The following is a 19,329-nucleotide window of genomic DNA, read 5'->3' as shown; positions in this document are numbered from 1 at the left end:
GGGGACGACAATGAAGCTCAAGTCATTGGTATTTGCACTTTCCGCAGCAACCATCATCGCCGGCAATGCCTTCGCGCAGGCGCCGATCATCATCAAATTCAGCCATGTGGTGGCGAACGATACGCCAAAGGGAAAAGCTGCTGAGCGTTTCAAGGAACTGGCCGAGAAAGCTACCAAAGGCCGCGTGAAGGTCGAGGTCTATCCGAACAGCACGCTCTACAAGGACAAGGAAGAGCTGGAAGCATTGCAACTAGGTGCTGTGCAAATGCTGGCGCCATCGCTGGCGAAGTTCGGCCCGCTGGGCGTGAAAGAATTCGAAGTATTCGACCTGCCGTACATCTTCCCGAGCAAGGAAGTGCTGTATCGCGTGACCGAAGGTCCGATCGGCAAGGATCTGTTCAAGAAGCTGGAGCCGAAGGGCATCACCGGTCTGGCGTATTGGGATAACGGTTTCAAGGTCATGTCGGCAAACAAGCCGCTGCACGTGCCTGCCGATTTCCGTGGCCTGAAGATGCGCATCCAGTCGTCCAAGGTGCTGGATGCACAAATGCGCGCACTGGGCGCCAACCCGCAAGTGCTGGCCTTCTCCGAGGTGTATCAGGCACTGCAGACCGGCGTGGTCGACGGCACCGAGAATCCGCCATCCAACCTGTACACCCAGAAGATGCATGAAGTGCAAAAGCACGTGACCGTCTCCGATCACGGCTATCTTGGCTACGCAGTCATCGTCAACAAGAAGTTCTGGGACGGTCTGCCACCTGATATCCGCACCGCACTCGAAGGTGCGATGAAGGATGCGACCAAATACGCCAATGCCATCGCCCAGCAAGAGAATGACGCCGCGCTGGCCGCCGTGCAAAAGACCGGCAAGACCACCATCTATCGCCTCAACGACAAGGAAAAAGCCGAATGGCGTAAAGCCCTTGCACCAGTACAAGCGCAAATGGCCGACCGTATCGGTAAAGACCTGATCGCTGCAGTGAACAAGGAAGCTGCAGCGCTGGGCCAGAAGTAAGTCAGTAGTCGGTCAGAAATAAGAGTTCAAAAAAAGTCCGGCGCAGGTTTGTCCTGCGTCGGAGTGCTGACAGGGCGGGGCAAGTTTAACTTTCCTACCCACTGAGGAGACACGATGTTGAAATTTCTCGACCACTTGGAAGAGTGGCTCATTGCATTCCTGATGGCGGCTGCAACCGTCATCATCTTCATAGCGGTGTTGCACCGTTATGCCTCCGGTTTACCGATTCCCTGGCTGCAGGACGAACTGATCCAGATCAACACCAGCTGGGCGCAGGAATTGTGTATCTACATGTTCGTGTGGATGGCGAAGTTCGGCGCCGCTTATGGCGTGCGTACCGGTATCCACGTCGGCGTTGACGTGCTGATCAATCGTATGAACACGCCATGGCGCAACAAGTTCGTGGTGTTCGGCCTGCTCGCCGGTGCTTTGTTCACCGGGATTGTCGGCACGCTGGGCGCTGAATTCGTCTGGGAAATCAGCCAACATTCCAGTACTTCGGAAGTATTGGAATTGCCGATGTGGATGGTCTACATGGCAGTTCCGCTGGGTTCGTATCTGATGTGTTTCCGTTTTCTTCAGGTGGCCTGGGCTTTCATCAAAACCGGTGAATTGCCCAAACATGACCACGCTTACGTTGAAGGTCTGGACGAAGAAATCAAGGGAGAAAAAGCATGAACGCAGCCATTATCTTCATCCTGCTGTTCGGCTTGATGCTGACAGGTATGCCGATCTCGATTTCGCTCGGCCTGACCGTACTGACCTTCCTGTTCACGATGACCGATGTGCCGATTCAGTCGGTGGCGTTGAAGTTGTTTACCGGGATAGAGAAGTTCGAAATCATGGCAATTCCGTTCTTCATCCTGGCGGGTAACTTCCTTACCCACGGTGGTGTCGCGCGGCGCATGATCAACTTTGCCACGGCCATGGTCGGTCACTGGCACGGTGGTCTTGCGTTGGCGGGCGTGATGGCCTGCGCACTGTTTGCTGCAGTGTCAGGTTCATCGCCGGCGACGGTAGTGGCGATCGGTTCGATCATCTTGCCTGCAATGGTGCGTCAGGGCTTCCCAAACAAATTCGGTGCGGGTGTTATCACGACTTCGGGCGCATTGGGTATTCTGATTCCGCCATCAATCGTGATGGTGATGTATTCGGTCTCGACCAATACATCGGTGGGCAAGCTGTTCATGGCCGGCGTTGTGCCGGGTCTGATGCTGGCTTTCCTGCTGGGTCTGACCACCTGGTATCTGGCGCGCAAGCACAACTATCCACGTCTGCCGAAGGCGAGCTGGGCTGAACGCGGCGCGGCGTTCCGCAAGAGCGGCTGGGGCTTGTTCCTGATCGTGATTGTGATGGGTGGTATCTACACCGGCGTGTTCACACCGACGGAAGCTGCGGCGATGGCGGCAGTCTATGCCTTCATCATTGCGGTGTTCGTCTATAAGGACATGAGCCTGAAGCAAGTTCCCAAGGTCTTGCTGGATTCTGCGTCGATGTCGGCGATGCTGCTCTATATCATCACCAATGCGGTGCTGTTCTCCTTTCTGGTGACCAGCGAAAACATTCCGCAGGCGATGGCGGCGATGATCACCGACAGCGGTCTCGGTCCGATTACCTTCCTGCTGGTGGTAAACGTGCTGCTGCTGCTGGCCGGTAACGTGATGGAACCGTCCTCGATCGTGCTGATCATGGCGCCTATCCTGTTCCCTGTGGCGATGAAGCTGGGCATCGATCCGGTGCACTTCGGCATTCTGATCGTGGTCAACATGGAAGTCGGCATGTGCCATCCGCCGGTCGGTCTGAATCTGTATGTGGCGTCCGGGATTACCAAGATGGGTATCACCGAGTTGACCGTGGCAGTCATGCCGTGGCTGCTGACGATGCTGGCGTTTCTGGCGCTCGTGACTTATGTGCCGCAGATTTCGCTGTGGTTGCCGAACCTGGTATTTGACTGATGCACTTGCCGCCAAGGCCCGTAGAATGGGGCTTTTGGCGGCAAGATTGTTTTTATGAAATATTGTCGAAAAGTATCTTTTCCGTTTGCGCAAAAAATACTTTTAATGCAGGACAAGTACTGTTAAAGTGCGACCTTCGTCTGAAAAGACACCGAGATTTTTAGTCGCAGCTTGGTAACGATGTTGTTGTTCATGCTTTAAAAACAGAATTTAAAGTGGGTGATGCATAACAAACGGTATTAATACCGAGGATACTGAGGAGACGTGGGTTCAAGAGACTGTTAAAACGGCCGGAACGCACAGGGTTTAGTTTGAGGCGCATCGCGAGATGCGCCTTTTTTATTTTGTGCGCCGGAATCTGACGGATACCGTCTTCCGGCATCGTCTTCAGTTAGGACATTCACCCCGACAGTCCAAGCGGATGCATCCCCGTCGGCGTCTGTATCAGCGCCAGCAGATGTGGCGTCTGTCCTGCTGCCGGGTGATGCATCGCAATCTGGCTTTGCAGGCCGATCAGCTTGAGATTTTTCGTGATGACTTCGGCCTCGGGATGAAAACCTTCCAACTTGACCAATGAGCAACCCAGATCCTGCATGTTGTCGGTCGGATGGCTGGAGGTGCTCCACTGGATCAGGCTGGGCATCACGCCATTCATTACCAGCTTGCCGTCCAGCGGAATGGTGATGCGCCATTGCAGCGCGCCGCGGCTCATGTCTTCCACCGGGCCGAGCGGGATCTCCGACGCCGCTGCAGCCGCATCAATGTCGTCTGTGCGTACCACCCAGCTTGCCAGGCGGGGCTTGCTGCCCGCAGCCAGATGATCCAGGCCGAACCAGCGCGCGCGTTCCACCGGCGGCGCTGCCGGATTGATCGCAATCACTTCCAGATAGAATCCGCGTCCCAGTTTCAGCAGGGCATTGTGCGTGCCCAGGCGGACATGTTCGCCGCCGGCTTGGGGCGACACACCCAGCGTTTGTTCGATGTAGGCAATCCCTTCGGCGAGCGTCGGGGCAGTGATAACGAGGTGATCGGCGTGGCTGACTGGCATGGGCGTATTGTTCTTCCGTAGGATTGGCAGGGACCGGCGGCGATGTGCTTAAATAGCGTATTCCATTTATATGTCTGAATGATGAAGAATACTCAGGCGGGCGATATTTTTTCTGCCATCGTACACGTACCGTTCGGTGGCGTCGGCATTCGTACCTCAGCGGGCGTGATTCAGGAGATGGTGTACCTGCCCAAACACTTTCGCGAAAAAGACGCTACCGATGCGCTGGCCGACAAGGCCGCCAGGCAGATCCTGCGTTATATCGACAAGCCGGGCTACAAGTTCAGGCTGCCTTTGGCGGAGACCGGCTCCGAATTTCAGCGCAAGGTCTGGGCTGCCATCTCGTCGATTCCGTGCGGCGAAGTGCGTACCTACGGGCAGATCGCCAAGTTCATCCGGTCAGCGCCACGCGCGGTCGGACAGGCTTGCGGCGCCAACTGGTTTTCGCTGGTGATTCCGTGTCATCGCGTGACGGCGTCGGGCGGACTCGGCGGTTTTTCACATCATGACGACGAAGATGCTTTCCCCCTGAGCGTGAAGCGCTGGTTGCTGGCGCATGAAGGTGTTGATGGCTATTGAAGCAGACAAGGCGGTGAAGTCCACTAAGCCCGCCAAGCCCGTAAAAGCAGCCAAAACGATTCAGGCAGCCTCCAAGCCTCGTAAGGTCGCCGGCGGCAAAGCACCCAAGGTCGAAGCCATCGGCGCCAGCCTGGCCGCCATCGATGAGTTTTGTGACACGCTGTGGCTGGAAGACGGCCTCGCCAAGAATTCGCTGGAAGCTTACCGGCGTGACATGACGCTGTTTGCACACTGGCTGCAGACGCAACGGCATAAGGATTTGCTGGCTACGACAGCAGATGATCTCAACGCCTATTTTGCGGCGCGCCATGGCGACACCAAGGCCAGCTCGGCCAATCGCCGGCTGGCAGTGCTCAAACGGTTTTTTCTGTTGGCTCTGCGCCAGAATCGGATTACCGAAGATCCCTGTCTGCGCATGAAATCGGCCAAGCAGCCACCGCGATTTCCCAAAGTATTGTCGGAAGGCCAGGTTGACGCCTTGCTGGCGGCGCCGGACGTCTCCACGCCGCTGGGGCTGCGCGACCGCACCATGCTGGAGCTGATGTATGCCAGCGGTTTGCGGGTCTCGGAACTGGTGTTGCTGAAGTCGGTGGAAGTCGGCATGAACGAAGGCGTGCTGCGCATCACCGGCAAGGGCAATAAAACGCGCCTGGTGCCTTTTGGGGAGGAGGCGCGCAGCTGGATCGAGCGTTACCTGCACGACGGGCGTCCGATGATCCTGGAGGGCCAGATCGACGATGCCTTGTTTGTCACCGCACGCGGCGGTGCCATGACGCGTCAGATGTTCTGGACGCTGATCAAGAAATACGCCATGCAGGGCGACATCCGCGCGCCCTTGTCGCCGCACACCTTGCGCCACGCATTCGCCACGCATCTGCTCAACCATGGCGCCGACTTGCGTGTGGTGCAGCTGCTGCTGGGGCATGCGGATATTTCCACTACACAGATTTACACGCACGTGGCTCGTGAGCGATTGAAGAAATTGCACGCCGAACATCATCCTCGTGGTTGAACGGGGCAAAATAAAAGTGGTGGCATAATGTGCGCCAACTCAGGGTTCCGCAAGCGTATTAAATGAGCTCCAAAAAAGATCACATCTCCGAAACTCCCGCCACGCAGTTCTTGCGCAAGCAGGGCATTTCCTTTACCGAACATCCTTACGCGTACGAAGAGCATGGCGGCACCAGCGTGTCGGCGCGCGAACTGGGCGTGGACGAGCACAGCGTGGTCAAGACGCTGGTGATGCAGGATGAGGCCGCCAAGCCCATGCTGGTGCTGATGCATGGCGACCGCAAAGTCTCGACCAAGAACCTGGCCCGGCAGATCGGCTGCAAGTCCGTGGAACCTTGCAAGCCCGAGGTGGCCAATCGCCATTCTGGCTTCCTGATCGGTGGCACCTCGCCGTTCGGCACCCGCAAGGCCATGCCGGTGTACGTGGAAGGCAGCATTCTTGAATTGCCGAAGATTTATATCAATGGCGGGCGTCGCGGTTTTCTGATCGGGATAGCGCCCGAAGTGATTGCCAAGGTCTTGCCCAGCAAACCTGTACACTGCGCGCTGGAAGAATAAAGAAGCAAAAGCCGCGGCATCGCAGAAGCGGTATCAGTAAGAAAACAAGACAGAACAAAAGAGTAAAAGAGGAACCAATGAATACAGTGCTGTTTACGATCGCCGCCTACCTGATCGGCTCCATTTCCTTCGCCGTCGTGGTGAGCAAAGCCTTCGGCTTGTCCGATCCGCGTACCTACGGTTCCAAGAATCCTGGCGCCACCAATGTGCTGCGCAGCGGCAACAAAAAAGCTGCCGTACTGACCCTGATCGGCGATGGTTTCAAAGGTTGGCTGGCGGTCTGGCTGGCGATGAAATTCGGCCCGCAATACGGCATTGACGATACCGGTATTGCGCTGGTGACGATTGCCGTTTTCCTCGGTCACCTGTGGCCGGTGTTCTTTCGTTTCGTCGGCGGCAAGGGTGTGGCAACGGCGCTGGGAATCCTGCTTGCGCTGAATGTCTGGCTCGGCCTGGCGACGTTGGTGACCTGGCTGGTGATTGCCTATGCTTTCCGCTATTCATCGTTGGCAGCGCTGATCGCCAGCGTGTTTGCGCCGTTCTACTACGGCCTGTTGTTCGGCAGCGCTGACGGCATCTTGCTGGCCGTGTTGGCGATGAGCGCCTTGCTGATCTATCGTCATCGCAAAAACATCAGCAATCTGCTGGCCGGCAAAGAAAGCAAGATCGGCTCAAAGAAGAAATAGTACATTGCCGGCATGGTTCGCCGAGACGTAAAAAAGCCCGGTGCAGACCGGGCTTTTTTATGCGTCACGCAATCAGAGGAGGCGTTCGATCCGCTTAAGCGGTGTTCCGCAATTCATCCAACGGCCAGCGCGGCCGCACGCTGAATGAGTAATCGCGCTTGGCGGCTTCTGGATGTTCTTGCAAACGCATCGCCCCGGCAAAGGCAATCATCGCACCGTTGTCGGTGCAGAACTCGAGTTCCGGATAAAACACCTGATAACGGCGTTTCGCTGCCGCAGCATTCAGGGCTTCGCGCAATTGCTTGTTGGCGCCGACGCCGCCGGCGATTACCAGGCGTTTCATGCCGGTGTGCTTGAGCGCGTTCATGCACTTGGCGACCAGTACATCGACGATGGCGTCGACGAAGGCGCGCGCAATATTGGCTTTATCCTGCTCGCAGATGTTGGTGGTCTGATTCTTGACGACCGTCAGCACAGCAGTCTTGAGGCCGGAGAAGCTGAAGTCGAAGTTCTTGGAGTGCAGCATCGGACGCGGCAGTTGATATACGCCGGGATCGCCGAACTCTGCCAGTCGCGAAATCGCCGGTCCGCCCGGATAGCCGAGGCCGAGCAGCTTGGCCGATTTGTCGAAGGCTTCGCCGGCAGCGTCGTCGAGCGTCTCCCCGAGCAACGCATATTGGCCCACGCCATCTACGCGCATCAACTGTGTGTGACCACCGGAAACCAGCAAGGCGACAAACGGAAATGGCGGCGGATTGGACGACAGCAATGGCGACAGCAAATGCCCTTCGAGGTGATGCACGCCGACTACCGGCTTGTCCAGAGACAATCCCAATCCGCAAGCCACCGAAGCCCCGACCAGCAATGCACCGGCCAGTCCTGGCCCCTGTGTGTAAGCGATGGCGTCGATATCGCTGTGTGCGATGCCGCTTTTTTCGAATACCTGTTTCAGCAAGGGAATGGCGCGGCGCACGTGATCGCGCGAGGCCAGCTCGGGGACGACGCCGCCGTATTCTTCATGCATCGCGATTTGCGAATGCAGGGCGTGAGCGAGCAGACCTTTTTGCGTGTCGTATAACGCCAGGCCGGTCTCATCACAGGAAGATTCAACACCGAGAACTATCATTGCAGCAGGGAAAACAGTGAGAACGCGAATGCGTCCGAAGGCGCTATTGTAAAGGAAAGGTGCTTGCTGCCCCGGCGGCGCACAAATCGCCGGGCTTGGTGTACCCTTGCGCACATGAAAAACGACAGTAACGAACGAGAATAAGCGATGACCGATTCAAAGGACACAGGCGTAGAAATGCTGGCGGCAGCCCGCTTCATCAAAGAGATCGGCCGGGGCAAGGACGGTGCGCGCAGCTTGTCGCGCGAGGATGCCGCGATGCTGTACGGCGCGATGCTGGACGGCCGTGTCAGCGATCTCGAGCTGGGCGCAATCTTGCTCTCCATGCGCGTCAAAGGCGAATCGGTGGAAGAGATCGCCGGCTTCCTCGATGCGTCCGAAGCCTCATTCACACCGCTGCAGGCGCCGTCGGGAAAATATGCGCCGGTGGTCATCCCAAGTTACAACGGCTCACGCCACATGGCCAACCTGACGCCGCTGCTGGCGTTGTTGCTCGCACGTGAAGGCGTACCCGTGCTCATGCATGGTGTCACGCACGATCCACAGCGCGTCACCAGTGCAGAGATTTTCGAAGCGCTCGGCATTCACCATGCCAATGACGTTGACGCGGCACAAGCTGCGTTGGCGCGCGGCGAGCCGGCGTTCATGCCGATCCAGTCGCTGGCGCCGAAGATGGCGCGCCTGTTGGCGATGCGCCGGGTGCTGGGCGTGCGCAATTCGACGCATACGCTGGTCAAGATCATGCAGCCTTTCGTCGGCCCGGCGTTGCGGTTGACGTCCTATACCCATCCTGAATATCTGGAAATGCTGGCAAAGTATTTTGTCACTGCCGCTCCGCAGGCGCGTGGCGATGCTTTCCTCATGCGTGGCACGGAAGGCGAGACCGTCGCCAACGCGCGCCGTGCGCAACAGATCGACTGGTTTCACGCCGGTGAACGGACGTTGCTGGTAGAGAAACAAAAAGTAGCGGAAGAAATTCCGGATCTGCCGGAGGGCCGCGATGCACAGGCGACTGCACAATGGATCAAGGCCGTGTTGGCGGGACAGAAATCCATTCCCGAGGCGATTGTGGAGCAGGTGGAGCATTGCGTAGCCGTTGCGGCAGAGATTGCTGCAAGGTAAGCCGGGCTGAGGCTGCTAAGCAAGAAAATAAACGTGCAGGTGGAATGCGCTCACTCAACGAGATGACTTACCTACTCGTATCGAGTGTTTCCGGTCTTCTTGCTGAACAACAATTCAGCAATTCAACCAAGACGATAGCGCTCAAGAAACGGCTGATGTAAAAATCAGGCCTTGGTTTTTGTGCTGACCTTTGGCGTCACCGTTGCAGTCACTTGCGCGAAGGCGAAGATCACTTCCTTGACGATCTTGCGCTGCGGCGCAGGCAAATTGATGAAGGCTTCGAAGGCTTCACGCTCGCGGTAGCCGATCGCCTCTTCCCAGCGGGCGCGGCGCTTGTCGATGCGTTTGCCGATCTCCTCGCCGAAGCGCAGATGTTGCGGCGTGACAATGAGCCACTCGGCAAGTGTTTCCAGCTTGTCCTGATTGGGCATTGATTCACCGAGAAGCCAGCGGCGCACGCCGTGCAGCGTCATCGGTTTTCCCCAATAGCGCAAATTGAACTCGCGTTCCAGGACGGCAGGCTTGGGCTCATATCCCGCTTTTTCCATCGAGGCGCGCAGTCGTTTTGCAAATTTTTCGTTCGCGTTTTCCATGACTGGAAGTTACTGCCTGGCAGTTAAAAATTGGGTACGTTTGCGTTTCTGAATAATTACGCGAAGGATGTGACTTGTAATCAACTCTGCAAATCGCGGCGTCGTTTTGCGTATCTTGTCTTATTTTTAACTTGACTGATAGATAACAATTGTAACGTGTCGGAATCTGTCAACATGACGCCCAGCAAGACTTTCAGGCCGGTAACCAACTTTTCCGTGCAGCAGTTTTTTAACAAGCTACTGCGGCGTATGTAATCTCGATTGATGTCGATGGGCAAGTAAAAGAAATTTGAGAGATTGTTAAAACATTCAGTTAACTCTTTAGGTATAAAACCTCGGCGAAGAAGCCGGGCTTTTTTAGTGCAGACAGGCTAGAATAGGCGCGGATAAAGGGATTGCGCCGGTCGTCGCGAATGAATAATGAGCAAACGACGACAGTAAAAACAGGCGCAAAAAATAATCAGTGCATCTTCGAGGTTTTGACGGCGACTTCCCTCGGTTCCGGCTTTGCCCTGTTTTGAATATTTAAGTCCCATGGCCGCCTACAAGCGCAGGCCGGGATCACACGGCGTTCGATGTGGTTGTGAATGATTGAGTTTCGCTTCTCGAAATTCATTTCGTAATTTGCAGTTTGAAACGGAAAATGCAGACGGATTTTTCAGATCATGGCTGGCTCCTATAATCTCTTGCTGATTTGTTTTTCATTATTTGTTGCGACGCTGGCTTCGTACACGGTATTGGAAATCGCTGAACGCATTGCATCCCAGGAAACCACGCGCTATCGACGCATGTGGCTGGGTGGCGGAGCATTGGTGTTCGGTGTCGGCATCTGGGCTGCACACTTCACGGGCATGCTGGCGTTCCAGCTGCCGATCAATGTCGGTTACAACGCCGTCCTCACCACACTGTCGCTGCTGCTGTGCATCGCGCTCTCGTTCTATCTCTTGCATCGCTCCATACAACGCCGCCTGCGCTGGCTGCGCATGCTGGCCGACGGCGTCGTCCTTGGCGTGGGCATGGCGCTGGTGCACTATCTGGGCATGCATTCCATGCAGATCACGCCGGCGGTGCGTTATATGCCGTGGCTGGAGTCCTTGTCGGTGTTGCTGTCGATCAGCGTGGCGATGCTCAGCATCTGGGTTATCTATACACTCAATGCGCGCAAGAGCGATCATTTCTGGAAGCGCGTCACGATGGCTGCGGTGCTGGGGCTCGGCATCTTCTTGATGCATGGGCTGAATATCGCCGCGGCGTATTTCTCGCCGGACAGCATCAGCAGCACCTACGGCAATATGGATCGCGACAATCTGATGAGCGTCGTGCTGCTCGGCACGCTGTTCGTGCTGATTGCCGCATTGATCTTCAGTGGCGCCCAAAAGACCAAGCTGCTTAAAAAGATTGTCGGGCGCACCAACGACAAGCTGTTGCATTTCGCCACGCACGATGTGCTGACGGGTTTGCCCAATCGGGCCTTGCTGGCGGAACGTATTCAGCATGCGATTCATGTGTCCAAGCGCAGCGGTCTGTCGTTTGCGGTGCTGTTCATGGATCTGGATGGTTTCAAGGCGATCAACGACTCGCTCGGACATGCAGTTGGCGACGGTTTGCTGATTGCGGTCGGTCAACGTATCCGTGCCTGTATTCGCGGTGAAGATATGGTGTCGCGTATTGGTGGCGATGAGTTCGTCGTGGTGATGAGCAACCTGGCTACACCGGAAGTGGTCGAGAACCTGGCCGAGAATGTTCTCAGCGTGTTGCGCCAGGATTTTCGCGTCGACGAGGCGACCTTGCGTGTCACATCCAGTATCGGCATCGCGGTATATCCGAACAGCGGCGAGACAGTCGATGCATTGATGAAAAACGCCGACGCCGCGATGTACGAGGCCAAGCAGAATGGCCGCAACACCTATCGTTTCTTCGAGCCGGCCATGCATGCCAGTGCGATGCGTCATCTGACCATTCGTCACGCCTTGCAGCAGGCGGTGGAACACAACCAGCTGTCGCTGCATTTCCAACCAAAATTCGAAGGCCGGCAGCGCACGCTCACAGGTGTGGAAGCATTGCTGCGCTGGAATCATCCCGAGCTGGGCAGCATGAGCCCGACCGAGTTTATTCCGATCGCTGAGCGCTCAGGGCAGATCATTCCGATTGGCGACTGGGTGTTGCGCGAGGTATGTGCGCAGATCGTGCGTTGGGATGCGGAAGGGCGGCCGCCGGTGAAGGTGGCGTTGAATTTGTCGCCGCTGCAGATGCGTCCTGATCTGGTCGATAGCGTCACCGCGATTGTCGGGCAAGCCGGCATCGCGCCGCAACGCCTGATGTTCGAGATCACGGAAACGGCTGCGATGAAGAATGTCGAAAAGTCCGCACGCATCATCACGGACCTGCAGGCGCTGGGTTTCGATATTGCCATTGATGATTTCGGCGCCGGGTATTCCAGCCTCGCTTACCTTCAGCAATTCCACTGTCGCCAGATCAAGATCGATCGTTTTTTTACCTCGCGTCTTGATCAGGGCGGCGACTCCGGGCCCGCCATCGTATCGGCGATCATCGCGCTGGCGCATGCCTTGAATATGGAAGTGGTGGCCGAAGGCGTAGAAACCGAAGCGCAACTCGAGGCACTGCAAAAACTCAACTGCGATCAGGTGCAGGGCTTCTTGCTGGGCCGGCCGGCAGCGGCTGTCGACATGCAGCAATTGCTGGGGCCAGGACGCGCCTTCGCCTAAGGGTTTGCGGAGATGCTTGCCTGGTCGGTGGCGATACGCCGTTGCACCACCCGCAGATACCAGATCAGGAAGAATGCCACTACGCCCAGACTGGCGCTGTTACCCAGCCAGAAGCCTGCTGCGCCATGCAGCCAGGACGGAGAAAATCCGAATGGGTCCAGACCCAGTACGTAACCGCCGCCAAGTCCGACACCCCATAATGCCACCGCATAAATCACCGTGGGGATCACTGCCACCTTGTACGCGCGCAGCACGAACGCAGTCGTTACCTGCAGTGAGTCGAACAACTGATAGAACGCGATGAACAGAAACAAAGGCAGCGCCGACGCGATGATCACCTCATCCGGCGTATAGGCGCGGATGATGTCTTCACGCGCAAACCATACGATCACGCCGATGAGTACGGACAGGACGGCTGACAGGCGAATACCGGCGCGGGAAATGGTCTTGGCCATGCGCCAGTCGCGTGCGCCGATGGCTTGCGCTACCAATGTTCCGGTGGCGTTGGCCAGCGACAGCGGCAGCATATACAGCACGGTGCCGACGTTGGCTGTGATCTGATGCCCGGCTACAGCCACGGCGCCCAGACGCGCGATAAAGATCGCCATCAGCGTAAAGGCGGTGACTTCGATGAAGTAGCTCAGGCCCATCGGGATGCCCAGCTTCAGCAGGCTGCGCTGCGCCGTCCACTGCGGTTTGATGAAGCCGCTGCCGAAGACCTTCAGTTCGCGATAGATCGGCGCTTTGCGCACCAGCATCCAGCCGGTCAGCAGCATCAGCCACGCTATCAGGCTGGTTGCGATGGCGCAGCCCGGACCGCCGAACGCCGGCAAGCCGAGTCCGCCGAAGATGAACCAGGCGTTGAGCGGGATCTTCAATAGCAACGCGCCGATCTGAATCGCCATGACCATCTTCGGCCGGGCGATCGCCGTATTGAGCGCCGCGTAGACGCGAAACCCCAGCGTGGCCGGCAAGGCCAGTGCTTCGATGCGCAGGTACAGTGTCGCCTTCTCAGCCAGCTCCGGCGAGGCTTGTGCAAAGGATAGAAAAGCAGGGGAGAACAGCAGCACCAGGCAACCGATGCAGCTCAGGAAAAACGCCAGCCATAAACCTTGCTTCACTTCGCGGCCGATATCTTCCAGCCGGCGTGCGCCGTAGAGTTGGCCGATAATCGGCAACAGCGCCTGCAATACGCCCGACAAGCCGACAAAGACGCTCACGTAGATCGATACGCCCAGCGCCAGTGCGGCCAGATCCATCGCCGAAAAGCGCGACACCATGGCGGTATCGATCACGCCGTTGGCAATCAGCGCCAGTTGGCCGATCAGGATGGGCCAGGCCAGCGAGGCAATGCGGAAGGTATGGAAGCGTTGAGTCATGCGGATAAATGATCAACGCAGGCTTCCTGGCGAAGCCTGCGCTCTATTCTCTTTCAGATTTCTTTTGCGTTGGCGGCAGCACAGACGCTCGTACCGGCGTCCAGCGTGAACAAAGCGCAGCAGATAATGATCTGCCGCGCTCTGCCCTCAATTATCGCCCAATGCGGCGATACAAGCGGAAGCGCTCGTCGCGGTCGGACGGACGGCGGCCTTCCCACAGCATTTGCCAGTTGCCCTCGTACTGGCGCAACATCTGTTCGGCATTTTGATTATCGATATTGTCTTGCAGCAGCAGGAAGTCGCAACGCATATCCGGGCGGTCTTCAAAGCGCACATGGCCGAAGTAGGCGAACGAAGCACGCTGGGCTGGTCCGACGTTGGACTCTACGCATTGCTTCACAGCCGACATCTTCTCTTCGATCTGTTGCGCAACACCGGCGTAGCTCTTGCCGTAGTTGACCCAAGGCAGCCACAAGGTCATCAGCAGCACCCAGCACAGCACCACGCCGCCTGATGACAGCACCACCGCACGCCACAGCACCGATGGACGGCGCGAGATGCGCCAATGCACCAGCAAGATCCAGAAAATGGTCGTCAGGATCGCAATCGCCAGCGCAATCATGTTGAAGCCGGGCTGATAGCCTGGCGCCAGCTTGTAGGCATTCTTTGCGATCTGCGCCGGCCAACCGGTTTCCTTGGCGATCCAGCCGATCCAGATGAAGGCCGCACAGGTGGTCAGCGTCATCACCGAGAACCAGTCCACCGCATTGATGGCGCCGCGTTTCATGGTCGGCAGGCCAAATGCCGCGAGGATGGCCAGCGCCGGCAACAGCGGCAGCAGGATGCCTTGTTCGCTGTGCACGTTCAGCAGGACCAGCAGGGTCAACGGGATGAAGAACGCCAGCGGCAGCGAGATATGCAGCGAATGCGGCTGGCGGCGCCACGCATAGACGGCCCATCCGGCAAACGGCCAGGCCGGCCAGGCGAACCACACACCGTATTTGAGGAAGAATTTCAGCGAGGCCATAGTCGGCCAGTTCAACTGATAGATGTTCCAGCTCAGCCAGGTAGAAAATTGCGCACCGGCTTCAGGCAACAACGCATTGATCGTCAATACCCAGATCACGCAGATTGCCAGCGCTACCGGCAGCGCCACGCCCAGCAACGATTTAAAAACGGGACGGTAATAGAGTCCGGAAAGCACCAGCAATCCGATCAGCAAGCCGCTCGGCAGCAGCCAGCCATGAGCCAGGACTAGCAGGCCGAGTACCGCACCCAGCGACAGCGCCTGATGCACTTTATTCGTATCGAACACGCGCACCGAGCTGTACAACGCATAGGACACCAGTGCGATTTGCATGGTCTTGGCGCTGGTTTCATGGCTGTGCAGCAGCAAGCCGAGGAAACCAAGATAAATCAGGAAAGCACCATCGGCCAGCGTACGGCCGAAATCGCGTGGCTCCGGTTGGCCGCCAAAGGCCAGTTTGAGCGGTTGCGCCTCGTTGCGGCGACCCAGCAGATAGGTGGCGTACCAGATCGACAGCGAGCCGATCAGGAAGCAGCCCACGGTCGAAATACGCGCCGCCAGAGGATCGCCGAGCAGCCAGCCGAACAGTTTGATGCAGATCGCGCCAAACCAGTAAGCCAGCGGGCTTTCGGCAGGCATCGCCATGCCGGCGATATTCGGCGCCAGCCAATCCATCAGATTACCGTGCGCCATGGTCCACATGATGCCGAAACTGGCGGCATCATCGTTCTTCCATGGGTCGCGGCCTATCAGGCCCGGCAGGATATAGAGCAGGCCGATTGCAAGCAGGCCCCAGCGAGGCAGTGCATTGGTCGCAGCAGCAGGGAGACGGACTGGCTTCATCAAGGTGTTATTGCTCTTGTTTAGTTTTGGTGCACTGTTGGAGTGCAAATTCAGGGTATCGTTTTGTCGACAAGTTTGCAGGCGATATTGTGCAGCAAAACCCTGTTAAAAGTTGTATTTGACCGTAACGGCCTTAGGGGCGAACAGATGCTGGCTGAGGCAGATGAGACAGTTCACCGTCGCGTGGCGGGCAAAAAACAAAAAAGGCAGCCTGAGCTGCCTTTTTTGACATCGTACAGAGATTACTCTGCAGCGACGGCAGTCTTGGAACCGACTGTACCGAATTTTTGGCGGAACTTTTCAACGCGGCCAGCGGTGTCAACGATCTTGTGCTTGCCGGTGTAGAACGGGTGCGATTCGGAAGAAACTTCAATCTTCACGAGTGGGTATTCTTTACCTTCGAATTCGGCCTTTTCGCGAGTGCCGATAGTCGAACGGGTGATGAACTTGAAGTCGTTCGAAACGTCGTGGAACAGAACTTCGCGGTAATCCGGGTGAATGCCTTGTTTCATTTTTTTGCCTTAAAAATTAATGGTAGCCAATCATCACTTCGTCGGTCGTCTTGCTTCTTGACCCGATTGTCGATCACTTGCCGGGGGTGAAAAGTCCGAAATTATACAATGAAATCATGGGTTTGCATAGGTTGGCGTTGGCCCTGAATGGCTTTGCCCGGGTGCCGGCGTTGTTTTCCGCCGATTGCTCCGCGTTCTGGCTTCAAACGCGAGTCAGCCTGCGGCCCAAATGCTTTATCATTCAGCGCCCATGCGGCTTACGGGGTGACTGCCTCATTGTTGGGCGGACAACAGCCGGATTGCGCCGGGATAGTCGCTATATGTATTTGACTATAAATTAACGGAATAACAGACGCACAATTATTCATTTTCGCTTATCCCCCCGTCACTTCATACTGAGCCGCATGTAGTCAGGCTGGCCTAAGCAGCACGGACAGCGGCTCCAGCCGGTAAAACACAAAAAAGACAGACAACACCGCAAGACCAGTGCTGACGCTCGTCATTACGCGTTATCACACGTGATCGTGCAGATATTTTTAGATTTGGGAATCAACATGGTAACAAGACAGGACTGTATTACGCTGGACCAGCAAGATGCGCTGGCCGCATGCCGCGACAAGTTTGCATTGCCGGAAGGCGAGATCTATCTCGACGGCAACTCGTTGGGCGCCATGCCCAGACACTTGCCGGCACGCATGCAGGAAGTCATGGTCAAGGAATGGGGTAACGGCCTGATCCGCTCCTGGAACGACGCCAGCTGGATCGACCTGCCCAAGCGCGTAGCCGGACAAGTTGCACGCCTGATCGGCGCCGGCAAGGATGAAGTCATGGTCGCCGACTCCACCTCGGTCAATCTGTACAAGGCGCTGGTCGCCGCTGTTCGTCTGAATCCGGCACGCAAGGTCATCCTCAGCGAACGCGGCAATTTCCCGACTGATCTCTATATCGCTCAGGGCGTGGCCGAAATCTTCAATCTCGAAATCCGTTATGTCGACTCGACACCGGAAGCCGTGCTTGCCGGTCTCGACGACAGCGTTGCCGTGGTCATGCTGACTCACGTCAACTACCGCACCGGTCAGATCTATCCGATGCAGGAAATCACCGCCAAGGCACACGCCGTCGGCGCACTGGCCTTGTGGGATCTGGCGCACAGCGCCGGCGCGGTGGAAGTCGACCTCAATGCGGCCAAGGCTGATATGGCAGTGGGTTGCGGTTACAAATATCTGAACGGCGGCCCTGGCGCGCCAGCGTTTGTGTTCGTCGCGGAACGCCACCACAAGGACATGCGCCAGCCGCTGTCCGGCTGGCACGGCCACGTGCGTCCTTTTGAATTCGTGCTCGGCTACGAGCCGGCGCCCGGCATCGAAAGTATGCAATGCGGCACGCCGCCGCTGTTGTCGATGCTGTCGCTGGAATCGGCACTGGAGATTTTCGACGGCGTCGAGATGAGCGCCCTGCGCAAGAAGAGCGTCGCCCTGACCGAGCTGTTTATCAAACTGGTCGATGAAAAGCTCTCGCCCTACCAATTCGGTCTGGCCTCGCCGCGCGACTCTGCCGTACGCGGCAGCCAGGTGTCGCTGACACATGAGCAAGGCTACGCCATCGTGCAGGCGTTGATCGCACGCGGCATCACAGGTGATTTCCGCATGCCGAACATTCTGCGTTTCGGTTTTACGCCGCTGTACGTGAGCTTTACCAACGTCTACGACACCGTACAGGCAATCGCCGAAATCATGGAAAGCGGCGAATGGAATCAGGACAAATTCCTCACCAAGAAGGCAGTGACCTGATCAGAAATAGATAACAGTTTTTAGCAGTCCAATTTGACGCGCCGGCCTATGTCGCCGGCGCTACCCGGTTGTCCCCAATCACCTCGACAGAAGGAGATGGGAAAAGGGGTCTGTTCATAGTTAATTTGAGAGGTGCGTTCCTGCCGTAGCACTGCTACGGCGCGTCGCAGCGCCTAGGCAGTCAACGCCTGCCGCGCGTTCGCACTCTCAAATTAACTATGAGCAGACCCCCCGCTCTCGAGATAGAAATAAATCGCAGTGGGTAAAAATTAACAGGGAGGAGTAGTGATGAAACTCAAAGGTGCAGTTGCGTCCGCATTGTTGTTGGCGGGAGCAAGCGGAGTGGTTCACGCCGAAGACGGCGTAAAAATTTCCGGCTTCGTCGATATCAATCTGGAGCATTTGTCGACGCCGAAGAACAGCGTCAATCGTATTTCCAGCGGTGGCCTCAATGCATCGCGCCTTGTCTTCAGTGGCGATGAAGATCTGGGAGGTGGCAGCAAGGCCTTCTTCACGCATGAAATGCAGTTCTCTGCCGATACCGGTGCCGGTCCGACGCCGCGCCAGTCGTTTGTCGGCCTGACAGGCTCCTGGGGCACGATCTCCATGGGACGTCAGAACACCCCTTCGTACTGGATCGCAGGTTATGCCGACCCAAGCTGGTCGGCCGACTACAGTATCGTCAGCAACATGCAGTTCTTCTACGCGCCGTATCGCGAGAATAACTCGCTGGCCTACAACACGCCGCGCGTGGGCGGTTTCATGGGCCGCTTCATGGTCACCGCCGGTCAGGAAGATGGCACCAGTAATGGTCGCTATGTCAGTACTGCCATTGAGTATCGCGAAGGCCCGCTGTTCGCCGGCGCCGTCAGCGACCTCAAGTACAACAAGAACCTGACCGGCCCCAACATCCTGAGCTCGCGCGACAACTACTTCGCGCTGGCGTACCGCTTCGGTTCGGTCGAGCCTACCTTCATCTATCACACTTATAACGGCTACTACGCCTATCCACCGTATGTCGGCTTCAACGCCAGCGGCTGGGATGCGCAAGCCGGCGTGCGTTGGCAGATCACCGATCGCCATCGCGTCTTCGCCAGCTTCGTGGTCAAGAAGGATGACAAGAACGTCGCCATGTCGGACGCCAAAGGCATGCTGCTCGGCTACGGTTACAACCTGTCCAAGCGCACTGACCTGTATGCCAACTATGGCCGTATCAACGTGAAGAACAACACGACCGTGGCGTACCCGATGACCTTCAACAGCAGCGGTTCGCCGTCGCCGAACAGTGGCATCCAGCTGGGTATTCGTCACGCGTTCTGATGTCCTGATGTGTTGATGTTTTTACGTCTGGCATGCGGC

The 19,329-nt window shown here is 57.0% G+C and carries 17 protein-coding genes; 11 read left to right on the top strand and 6 right to left on the bottom strand.

Going from position 1 to position 19,329, the window contains the following annotated elements; all coding sequences use genetic code 11:
* Nucleotides 1-10: 10 nt before the first annotated feature.
* The 3 genes from hmeg3_RS19710 (at nt 11) to hmeg3_RS19700 (ending at nt 2,970) form a co-directional block, all read left to right on the top strand.
* Nucleotides 11-1,015: a TRAP transporter substrate-binding protein gene (locus hmeg3_RS19710; RefSeq protein ID WP_094565239.1), complete on the top strand. Its 1,005-nt coding sequence runs from the start codon at nt 11-13 to the stop codon at nt 1,013-1,015.
* A gap of 117 nt (nt 1,016-1,132) precedes the next feature.
* A complete protein-coding gene (locus hmeg3_RS19705) occupies nt 1,133-1,693 on the top strand; it encodes a TRAP transporter small permease (RefSeq protein WP_198361896.1) in 561 nt (186 codons plus the stop codon).
* Nucleotides 1,690-2,970 carry a TRAP transporter large permease gene (locus tag hmeg3_RS19700; RefSeq protein ID WP_050477480.1) on the top strand — a complete coding sequence of 427 codons (1,281 nt, stop codon included), beginning with the start codon at nt 1,690-1,692 and terminating at the stop codon, nt 2,968-2,970. The genes hmeg3_RS19705 and hmeg3_RS19700 overlap by 4 nt, the downstream gene beginning before the upstream one ends.
* A gap of 400 nt (nt 2,971-3,370) precedes the next feature.
* Here hmeg3_RS19700 and hmeg3_RS19695 read toward each other — a convergent pair whose 3' ends face one another.
* Nucleotides 3,371-4,018, bottom strand: coding sequence for a VOC family protein (locus hmeg3_RS19695; protein WP_094565237.1), 648 nt, complete (start codon nt 4,016-4,018; stop codon nt 3,371-3,373).
* Nucleotides 4,019-4,099: 81 nt separating this feature from the next.
* Between hmeg3_RS19695 and hmeg3_RS19690 the strand changes: the two genes are divergently transcribed.
* From hmeg3_RS19690 to plsY, 4 genes are all read left to right on the top strand, one after another.
* A complete protein-coding gene (locus hmeg3_RS19690) occupies nt 4,100-4,597 on the top strand; it encodes a methylated-DNA--[protein]-cysteine S-methyltransferase (protein ID WP_094565236.1) in 498 nt (165 codons plus the stop codon).
* Nucleotides 4,587-5,609, top strand: coding sequence for a site-specific tyrosine recombinase XerD (xerD, locus tag hmeg3_RS19685; protein WP_232511742.1), 1,023 nt, complete (start codon nt 4,587-4,589; stop codon nt 5,607-5,609). Before hmeg3_RS19690 ends, xerD begins: the two co-directional genes overlap by 11 nt.
* A gap of 62 nt (nt 5,610-5,671) precedes the next feature.
* Complete coding sequence (gene ybaK, locus hmeg3_RS19680) at nt 5,672-6,166, top strand: Cys-tRNA(Pro) deacylase (RefSeq protein WP_094565235.1); 495 nt, start codon at nt 5,672-5,674, stop codon at nt 6,164-6,166.
* 77 nt (nt 6,167-6,243) lie between these two features.
* Entirely contained in the window at nt 6,244-6,852 is a 609-nt protein-coding gene (plsY, locus tag hmeg3_RS19675; protein WP_094565234.1) for a glycerol-3-phosphate 1-O-acyltransferase PlsY, read from the top strand.
* 94 nt (nt 6,853-6,946) lie between these two features.
* On the opposite strand, the gene tsaD is transcribed toward plsY, so the two are convergent.
* A complete protein-coding gene (gene tsaD / locus hmeg3_RS19670; RefSeq protein ID WP_094565233.1) occupies nt 6,947-7,978 on the bottom strand; it encodes a tRNA (adenosine(37)-N6)-threonylcarbamoyltransferase complex transferase subunit TsaD in 1,032 nt (343 codons plus the stop codon).
* 147 nt (nt 7,979-8,125) lie between these two features.
* Between tsaD and ybiB the strand changes: the two genes are divergently transcribed.
* Entirely contained in the window at nt 8,126-9,100 is a 975-nt protein-coding gene (gene ybiB, locus hmeg3_RS19665) for a DNA-binding protein YbiB (protein ID WP_094565232.1), read from the top strand.
* A gap of 164 nt (nt 9,101-9,264) precedes the next feature.
* On the opposite strand, the gene hmeg3_RS19660 is transcribed toward ybiB, so the two are convergent.
* Nucleotides 9,265-9,693 carry a DNA-binding protein gene (locus hmeg3_RS19660; RefSeq protein ID WP_094565231.1) on the bottom strand — a complete coding sequence of 143 codons (429 nt, stop codon included), beginning with the start codon at nt 9,691-9,693 and terminating at the stop codon, nt 9,265-9,267.
* Between the two features lie 665 nt (nt 9,694-10,358).
* Between hmeg3_RS19660 and hmeg3_RS19655 the strand changes: the two genes are divergently transcribed.
* A complete protein-coding gene (locus hmeg3_RS19655) occupies nt 10,359-12,419 on the top strand; it encodes a bifunctional diguanylate cyclase/phosphodiesterase (RefSeq protein WP_094565230.1) in 2,061 nt (686 codons plus the stop codon).
* On the opposite strand, the gene hmeg3_RS19650 is transcribed toward hmeg3_RS19655, so the two are convergent.
* From hmeg3_RS19650 to hmeg3_RS19640, 3 genes are all read right to left on the bottom strand, one after another.
* Entirely contained in the window at nt 12,416-13,798 is a 1,383-nt protein-coding gene (locus hmeg3_RS19650; RefSeq protein ID WP_094565229.1) for an MATE family efflux transporter, read from the bottom strand. The two genes, hmeg3_RS19655 and hmeg3_RS19650, sit on opposite strands and share 4 nt — an antisense overlap.
* A 151-nt stretch (nt 13,799-13,949) precedes the next feature.
* Nucleotides 13,950-15,668 (bottom strand): glycosyltransferase family 39 protein, encoded by a 1,719-nt coding sequence (locus hmeg3_RS19645; protein ID WP_094565228.1) that lies wholly within the window; start codon nt 15,666-15,668, stop codon nt 13,950-13,952.
* A gap of 242 nt (nt 15,669-15,910) precedes the next feature.
* Nucleotides 15,911-16,180, bottom strand: coding sequence for a type B 50S ribosomal protein L31 (locus tag hmeg3_RS19640; protein WP_007876624.1), 270 nt, complete (start codon nt 16,178-16,180; stop codon nt 15,911-15,913).
* Nucleotides 16,181-16,734: 554 nt separating this feature from the next.
* Here hmeg3_RS19640 and kynU point away from each other — a divergent pair.
* Both kynU and hmeg3_RS19630 read left to right on the top strand, forming a co-directional pair.
* Nucleotides 16,735-17,970, top strand: a complete 1,236-nt coding sequence (kynU, locus tag hmeg3_RS19635; protein ID WP_094565227.1) for a kynureninase — start codon at nt 16,735-16,737, stop codon at nt 17,968-17,970.
* 288 nt (nt 17,971-18,258) lie between these two features.
* Nucleotides 18,259-19,290: a porin gene (locus hmeg3_RS19630; protein ID WP_094565226.1), complete on the top strand. Its 1,032-nt coding sequence runs from the start codon at nt 18,259-18,261 to the stop codon at nt 19,288-19,290.
* The last annotated feature ends 39 nt before the right edge of the window (nt 19,291-19,329 follow it).

Source organism: Herbaspirillum sp. meg3 (assembly GCF_002257565.1).
GTDB lineage: Bacteria > Pseudomonadota > Gammaproteobacteria > Burkholderiales > Burkholderiaceae_D > Herbaspirillum.
This window is presented reverse-complemented; position numbering and strand designations above follow the sequence as displayed.

Coding starts and splice junctions, on each gene's coding strand:
- hmeg3_RS19710 (WP_094565239.1), top strand. CDS start 11: ATGAAGCTCAAGTCATTGGTATTTGCACTTTCCGCAGCAACCATCATC.
- hmeg3_RS19700 (WP_050477480.1), top strand. CDS start 1,690: ATGAACGCAGCCATTATCTTCATCCTGCTGTTCGGCTTGATGCTGACA.
- hmeg3_RS19695 (WP_094565237.1), bottom strand. CDS start 4,018: ATGCCAGTCAGCCACGCCGATCACCTCGTTATCACTGCCCCGACGCTC.
- hmeg3_RS19690 (WP_094565236.1), top strand. CDS start 4,100: ATGAAGAATACTCAGGCGGGCGATATTTTTTCTGCCATCGTACACGTA.
- xerD (WP_232511742.1), top strand. CDS start 4,587: ATGGCTATTGAAGCAGACAAGGCGGTGAAGTCCACTAAGCCCGCCAAG.
- ybaK (WP_094565235.1), top strand. CDS start 5,672: ATGAGCTCCAAAAAAGATCACATCTCCGAAACTCCCGCCACGCAGTTC.
- plsY (WP_094565234.1), top strand. CDS start 6,244: ATGAATACAGTGCTGTTTACGATCGCCGCCTACCTGATCGGCTCCATT.
- tsaD (WP_094565233.1), bottom strand. CDS start 7,978: ATGATAGTTCTCGGTGTTGAATCTTCCTGTGATGAGACCGGCCTGGCG.
- ybiB (WP_094565232.1), top strand. CDS start 8,126: ATGACCGATTCAAAGGACACAGGCGTAGAAATGCTGGCGGCAGCCCGC.
- hmeg3_RS19660 (WP_094565231.1), bottom strand. CDS start 9,693: ATGGAAAACGCGAACGAAAAATTTGCAAAACGACTGCGCGCCTCGATG.
- hmeg3_RS19655 (WP_094565230.1), top strand. CDS start 10,359: ATGGCTGGCTCCTATAATCTCTTGCTGATTTGTTTTTCATTATTTGTT.
- hmeg3_RS19650 (WP_094565229.1), bottom strand. CDS start 13,798: ATGACTCAACGCTTCCATACCTTCCGCATTGCCTCGCTGGCCTGGCCC.
- hmeg3_RS19645 (WP_094565228.1), bottom strand. CDS start 15,668: ATGAAGCCAGTCCGTCTCCCTGCTGCTGCGACCAATGCACTGCCTCGC.
- hmeg3_RS19640 (WP_007876624.1), bottom strand. CDS start 16,180: ATGAAACAAGGCATTCACCCGGATTACCGCGAAGTTCTGTTCCACGAC.
- kynU (WP_094565227.1), top strand. CDS start 16,735: ATGGTAACAAGACAGGACTGTATTACGCTGGACCAGCAAGATGCGCTG.
- hmeg3_RS19630 (WP_094565226.1), top strand. CDS start 18,259: ATGAAACTCAAAGGTGCAGTTGCGTCCGCATTGTTGTTGGCGGGAGCA.